7 protein-coding genes are annotated in these 6,370 nt (G+C 33.0%); 1 reads left to right on the top strand and 6 read right to left on the bottom strand.

The features are described 5' to 3' along the window. The 3 genes from QXQ25_06955 to QXQ25_06945 all read right to left on the bottom strand — a co-directional run. A partial coding sequence (locus tag QXQ25_06955; protein MEM0161438.1) for a hypothetical protein occupies positions 1-392 on the bottom strand: 392 nt, incomplete at its 3' end. A gap of 340 nt (positions 393-732) precedes the next feature. Continuing rightward, positions 733-1,740: a tetratricopeptide repeat protein gene (locus QXQ25_06950; GenBank protein ID MEM0161437.1), complete on the bottom strand. Its 1,008-nt coding sequence runs from the start codon at positions 1,738-1,740 to the stop codon at positions 733-735. 150 nt (positions 1,741-1,890) lie between these two features. After that, a complete protein-coding gene (locus QXQ25_06945; GenBank protein ID MEM0161436.1) occupies positions 1,891-2,289 on the bottom strand; it encodes an IS200/IS605 family accessory protein TnpB-related protein in 399 nt (132 codons plus the stop codon). 258 nt (positions 2,290-2,547) lie between these two features. On the opposite strand from QXQ25_06945, the gene mptA reads away from it, so the two are divergent. Next, positions 2,548-3,447, top strand: a complete 900-nt coding sequence (gene mptA / locus QXQ25_06940) for a GTP cyclohydrolase MptA (protein ID MEM0161435.1) — start codon at positions 2,548-2,550, stop codon at positions 3,445-3,447. Here the strand turns inward: mptA and QXQ25_06935 are convergent. Genes QXQ25_06935 through QXQ25_06925 form a run of 3 tightly spaced genes read right to left on the bottom strand, consistent with a single transcriptional unit; the run spans position 3,444 to position 6,040 of the window. Next, the gene (locus QXQ25_06935) at positions 3,444-4,301 is read right to left on the bottom strand and encodes a bifunctional 5,10-methylenetetrahydrofolate dehydrogenase/5,10-methenyltetrahydrofolate cyclohydrolase (protein ID MEM0161434.1); all 858 of its coding nucleotides are present in this window, start codon (positions 4,299-4,301) and stop codon (positions 3,444-3,446) included. The genes mptA and QXQ25_06935 overlap by 4 nt on opposite strands. A 25-nt stretch (positions 4,302-4,326) precedes the next feature. Further along, positions 4,327-5,727 (bottom strand): tetratricopeptide repeat protein, encoded by a 1,401-nt coding sequence (locus QXQ25_06930; protein ID MEM0161433.1) that lies wholly within the window; start codon positions 5,725-5,727, stop codon positions 4,327-4,329. Further along, on the bottom strand, positions 5,717-6,040 hold the full coding sequence (locus tag QXQ25_06925) for a hypothetical protein (protein ID MEM0161432.1): 324 nt from the start codon (positions 6,038-6,040) through the stop codon (positions 5,717-5,719). Before QXQ25_06925 ends, QXQ25_06930 begins: the two co-directional genes overlap by 11 nt. Positions 6,041-6,370: the final 330 nt, after the last annotated feature.

The raw sequence follows: 6,370 nt of genomic DNA, 5'->3' as shown, positions 1-6,370 counted from the left end.
TTTAGCGATTTGATCTTTGAGACTTTCGCTATATGATGCTTGAATTTCTTGCGGTTGGGGTGGCATGGGTTGTTGCTGGGTTTGATATGGTTTTTGTATCTTATTGGATTGTTCCATCTGCAATTGCTGGGGCGTTGCTTGTATTTTTGTGCTGTTTTACATGCATCCATAGTATAGTCCCTTAAACAAACTATGTATTTTTGACCATCTAATAATTCTAAAATCCTTGCATGTTTTAGCACGTCCTCTTCAGTTACCTTTTTTTGTGCAATATATATTATAAGCGTTTTAGAGCTTGAACTGAAGAATAAATAATCTTTAGGATCTCGCTCAATTTTAGTGAAGCCGTATTCGACCATCATTTCACAGATTAGATCTGAATATGTTAGCATTTCTGAAATGGATATATTTCTACTATATTAAAATTTCTTTTAATAGATTTTTTCAACAAAAAATCAGTTAATTTAATAAAATAATATTTTGAATATAGATGCACAAAATCGGTTTTATGCACTTTTAATATTTTTGACTTTTTAAAAAAAATTTAATTATTTAGCTAAAATTCACAAATGTTTAAATATTTTCTTGACATATTTTTCTTGAGAAAAGATAAAATAAAAAAAGATCGCAAAAAAATCACGTTCAAATAATCATAAGAAATAATACCAACTAATTCATAAAAGAGCAAGGGATCTAGAGAAATTCTTTGATTCTATCCGGTGGCTTTAAACATTAGCGTCTGGGTCTTCTTATTCTGTTTACTGCATCTTTTTTATTTTGCTGGTAGTCTTGGTTATCTGGATTTAATCTAATAGCTTCATCATATTCTTTAACAGCTTCTTCATATTCTCCCAGATAATAAAGTGCTAGACCTCTATTATTATGGTATACAGCAATGTCTGGATTTAATCGTGTAGCTGTCTCATATTCTTTTGCAGCCTCATCGAATCTTCTCAGGAAGTAAAGTGCATTTCCCATATTATTATGATAGCTAGCATTATTAAAATTTAATTTAATTGCCTGCTCATACTCTTTAACGGCTTCTTCATATTTTCCTAATTTAGCGAGCGCGACACCTTTATTATTGTACGGTTCTGGATTTCTTGGATTTGATCTGATCGCTTCCTCGTATTCTTTGATTTCTTTCTCATAATTGCCATTGAAGTAATTGCCTAAATAGTTTAGTGCATTACTTTTATTGTTATGATAAGTAGTATTGTTCGGATCTATTTTTAGAGCTTCATCATACTCTTTCACAGCATCTTCAAAACGCTTTAAGTAAAAAAGAGTATTACCTTTATTGAAATGATACGTTGCATTATTAGGGTCTAGCTTTATCGCCAGATCATACTCTATAATCACGTTATCATATTGTTTTAGATCATCAAATATATTAGCTTTGTTATAATGATAATCAGGGTTATCTTGATTGAGTTTTATAGCTTCATCAAACTCTTTTATGGCCTCATTGTATCTTTTTAGTTTGCCTAGTGCCAAGCCTTTATTATTATGATACCCGGGATCGTTATAATAAAGATTAATTGCCTCGTCATACGCTTTAATTGCATCTTCATACCGTTTTAAATAATAATATGCTATCCCTTTATTATTGTGGTAATCTGAATTAAATGGATCAACATTTATTGCTTCATTATACTCTCTTATCGCACCCTCATAATCTCCTATTGCAAATAAAGCATTTCCTCTTTCAAAATGATCAATGTTGTCGTTTTCAGCCATAGATAATAAAATGATTGTTATGTATATAAATATTTCTGATTATTTCAGATATTTTAATATATAATATGGTATATAAAAACTAAATACTAGACCATCCTCAAATAATAAAAAATTATAAATCTAATCAAGTTATGATTTCTGTTAACCATGTTAACAGCCACCTTTGGAAGTTATCATCTCTTTGATGCTTAAACTTTGCGGGTACAACCCAATACGCACTATCCCGTCTGCAAATGCTTCGGGTATTGCTTTTTTTATTATGCTATATGTTGCATTCAGATCCGCATGTATTAATGTTCTATCTGATGCTTTGAATATTCTTCTTTTGATTCTCTTTCTCATGTAAGTGTCATGATGTTCTATACTCTCATTATCCAAAAATGAGCATTTGCTTGTATGACTTTCATCTATTATTATGACATTTATTTTTGATTCTTCTGCTTTATATTGGATTTGTTGTATTAATTTATTGAACGGCAACTGTATAAAGTGCTGGTTATTTTGTTTTCCTAAATTTGTTAATTGTTTCCAGCCATCGTTGTGCCCGATTACTATCTTGTCTATATTTTTACTTGTTTCATAGTGATTATTGCCATGCTCATTTTATGCATTAGATCATTAACTTTTTAAATATATGATCAGATCACGGAGTTAAAAAGCAGTTTTTCAACTGCTTAAAAAAAGGATATTTTCTAAACTCTTACACTATGAAAAGTTAAAAATATGAATCTTTTTATATCCACATTGTATAGGAAAATTTCTAATATCTCAACAAGAAATATAAAGATTTAAATTATAGATACTATTATGAGCTTTATGATCTATCCAGATGTTCAAAATGAAAGGCCGAAATACGCGTACAAATTGACAAGAGTCGGTGTATCTGATGTTAAAAAGCAGATTTTTGTTAAAAGACCAAATAAAAACGTGACTTTGACCGTTACTATTGATTTATATGTAGATCTCCCGGCCACAAAAAAAGGCGCGGACATGTCCAGAAATGTAGAAATTTTAAGTGAGATTGTAGAAGAAAGCATCAAGTCTCCGTGTAGCAGCCTTGAAAATCTATCTGAAGAAATTGTTAAGAGAATGTTAAAAAGACATGAATATGCCAGTTATGCTGAAGTAACTATGTCTGCAGATTATTTTCTTGAAAAGAGCACATACAGTGGTAGAAAGACTGTTGAACAGTACACTTTATTAGCTAAGGCAAACATTGATAAGAACAAAAATATTAGAAAAATGGCTGGAGTAAAGGTAGTTGGAATTACAGTCTGCCCATGCGCGATGGAAACTACGCGCACCATGCTTATTGAACAGTATCCTGAATATGAAGAATTCTTAAATAAAATTCCTGTAATATCACATAATCAGAGAAATGACACCACGCTCTTGATAGAGGTACCAGGGGGATTTGAAGTGGAAGCAGATGACCTTATAGAGCTTGTTGAGAATTCTATGTCTTCTCCAACACGCGAGATCCTAAAACGAAAAGATGAGGGATTAATAGTTCTAAACTCTCATCTAAATCCTAAATTTGTGGAAGATGTAGTGCGTACGGTTCTTACAAAAGTAGAAGAAAAATATAGAGGATTTCCAGGCGATACCTTGATACAGGTAAAGAGTTTGAGCGAGGAAAGCATACACAAGCACAACGCATTTGCAGAGGTAATTACCACGCTTCAGGACCTGAAAAATCAAAATTAAAATTTATTCTCTACCTGTTTTTTATATGCATTAAAAGTATTTTCAAGAATAGTCATAGTTGTGACGCTTCCAACACCACCTGGCACTGGCGTGATCATCTTCACTTTATTAGACACCTTTTCAAAGTCTACGTCTCCCACAATTTTGCCATTCACATTATTTATGCCTACATCTACTACTACAGAATCGGAGTTAACCATATCTTCTGTCAAAAAGTTAGGTTTACCAGTTGCCACAATCACAATTTCCCCCCTTAATGTATGTTCTTTAAGATTCTTTGTTTTGCTACGACATACTGTTACAGTACAGTACCTGTTTATGAGCATTAATGCCAGCGGTTTACCGACCACGCTACTGGCATTTACAATACACACTTCCGCGCCCTCGAATTTTACATTACTGTAACTTAGCATTTTTATGATCGCTTTAGGTGTGCTTGGCACAAAATCTTCATTGCCCAGTAGCAATTTTCCATAACTAATCGGATTCATGCCGTCAATGTCTTTGCCAGGGTCTATTTTCTGCACTATCTTTTCTTTGTCAAGATGAGCCGGAATGGGCATCTCTATCATTATTCCATGTACATTAGGATCTTTGTTCAGTTTTTCAATGAGCTCTAAAACAGTGTTCATATCAGCATTCTGATCCAGTACATTAATATATCCGTCCATGCCTACTTTCTGTGCAAACTTAATCTTAGATTTAGCGTACAACCTGGAAGCATCATCGCCGCCGATCAAAACGGTATTAAGAGATGGTCTGATACCAGTTTTGCTATAAAAATATTCCACTTCTTTTTTCAGTTCTAATTCCATCTGATTGGCAATCTGTTTCCCATCAATTATTTGAGCCATAGTATGATAATAGTATTTGTTTATATCATTTTTTCTCTAAAATTATCTGCTCTTTTAAAAGTTTTGCACCAAAATGGTTCGGATTACGCTTCAGTATCAAATTTAAATATGCAATTGATTCGTCAAACTTCAGTTCCTGATACTTTTCTAGTGCCTTGCTGAATATCTCTCTTACTTCGTCATCGCTCTGGATGGGTTTTAATTCTGGGTTTGTCTGCTCTGGCTGTGCAACACCTTCTTTTTCAAGCTCTAATTTAGTGTCTATTATCTTTTTTTTAATATCTTCGTCTAGAGGGTCAATTTCTAATATTTTCTCGAATAATGCCAATGCGTCTTTCTTGTAGCCCCGGTTATAAGTAGAATATGCCTGAATCTTTAGCGCATTCTTGTCATTTGGCTTTGATTTGAGGTACAGATATATCTCATTTTCAGCCATCTCATATTTTTTCTGTTCATACAATAACTCAGCCTTGTTCAATATGGCATCTATAAATTCATTATTCAGTTCATACGCAATATCAAAGCATTTCTGTGCTTCATCGTAATCTCCCTTATTTTTCAAAACCACACCCTTATTATTCCATGCTGCATAATTTCTTTTATCATTTTTCAGAATATTATTATAACATAACAACGCTTCATCATTTAAGCCCTTAGCCTGCATGATCAATCCTTTTTTAAGCCAAGCCAAACTGTAATTTTCATCAAGCTCTAAAACATGGTTAAAAGCTTCGATTGCCTCCTCTTCACGGCCAAGATCCTCCAATGTCACTCCCAGATAGTACCATCCTTCAGGATATGTCGGATCAATGCTTATTGCTTTTAAGTAAGAATCCAGAGACTCTTGAAATTTAACCATATCATGATAAATTTGACCCTTCAAAAGCCAGGCTTCTTTAGTCTCTTTAATTTTAATAGCCTTATCTACATAATCCATTGCCATATCATAATTCTTGCTCTTAAGAAAATCTCTAGACCACTGCAAATTATTATCAGATTCTCCGAGACTGGGCAAAATCTTGCTCTGTTTTATCTCCTCTTTTTTCACTTCTTCTTCCCATTTTATATTAACACCAAAATCCTTGATTATCTTTTCCAGCCCATTTTGGTCGATCATGACCAGATTATTCTGAGCTCCAAACTTCAAAGCGTCTTCTCCATAAGAGCCAGTAATCATCACAATCCATTTTATGTCTTTTGCGTCTAATACTACCAGATCCTCTAGCTCTTTTTTTTGGACAAAATCTTTTCTGTAGAATATCAAAATATATCTCTGTTCTCCAGGAATGTTCAGTACCGCATCCACAACTACCTGTTCTCCTTTATACACCGAGCTTGTGATCCTGAAGCCCATGGCTTCAGATATCTCGTTGCAAGTCCTATTAAATTCTTCAATGCTCATCTTTTTCAGTATTTCAATTACCATTTTTAAGCAGCTCCTCATTGTAGTCTTTGAAAAGCAATAGATCTAAATCTACAGCCTTATTGTTTACTAATACCTTCCTGCTTCCTTTCTCTGATGCCGTGATAAGAATAGATCTATTATTAGATCCCTGTATAATAAAATATTCATAAACTTTTCCATCTTTTGATTTCAGCACGAGCTTGATCTTATTATCAACAGCCTCTCCGGTTTTTTCATCTAGATAATTGTATTCGACAAAAGTGCCATGCATTAAATAGTTTCGCACTTCTCTCTTGCCCTTCTTTGCGACAGTGATCACATCTTCAGGATACATAGATATATTATTGAATTATGACTATTTAATTTTTCTATGACTTTATAACAGAAATGGATTGTAGGATCATTTAGCAGTTTTCTTTGTGTTATAACCATTTTTAAGACTACTTCAGGGCACTGTAAAAACAATTGCTAAATGCTGATGAATAAATGCCCATAATATTTGTTTTATTGATAGAATAATTCAAAAGTTCAACAGTCAGTTTCTAGTATAGTATGGCTTCATTCAAAAATGGGATAATTTTAAAAAAGTTTAAAATATTTAATTAATATATTTATATCCGTGAAAGAACATGATATTAAGAGAGAAAAAAGAGCTCACAAAAAT

The sequence above is a fragment of the Thermoplasmata archaeon genome (genome assembly GCA_038729465.1).
Lineage (GTDB): Archaea > Thermoplasmatota > Thermoplasmata > Thermoplasmatales > ARK-15 > JAVRLB01.
This window is presented reverse-complemented; position numbering and strand designations above follow the sequence as displayed.

Coding starts and splice junctions, on each gene's coding strand:
- QXQ25_06935 (MEM0161434.1), bottom strand. CDS start 4,301: ATGGCTCAAATAATTGATGGGAAACAGATTGCCAATCAGATGGAATTA.
- QXQ25_06950 (MEM0161437.1), bottom strand. CDS start 1,740: ATGGCTGAAAACGACAACATTGATCATTTTGAAAGAGGAAATGCTTTA.
- QXQ25_06925 (MEM0161432.1), bottom strand. CDS start 6,040: ATGTATCCTGAAGATGTGATCACTGTCGCAAAGAAGGGCAAGAGAGAA.
- QXQ25_06930 (MEM0161433.1), bottom strand. CDS start 5,727: ATGGTAATTGAAATACTGAAAAAGATGAGCATTGAAGAATTTAATAGG.
- mptA (MEM0161435.1), top strand. CDS start 2,548: ATGAGCTTTATGATCTATCCAGATGTTCAAAATGAAAGGCCGAAATAC.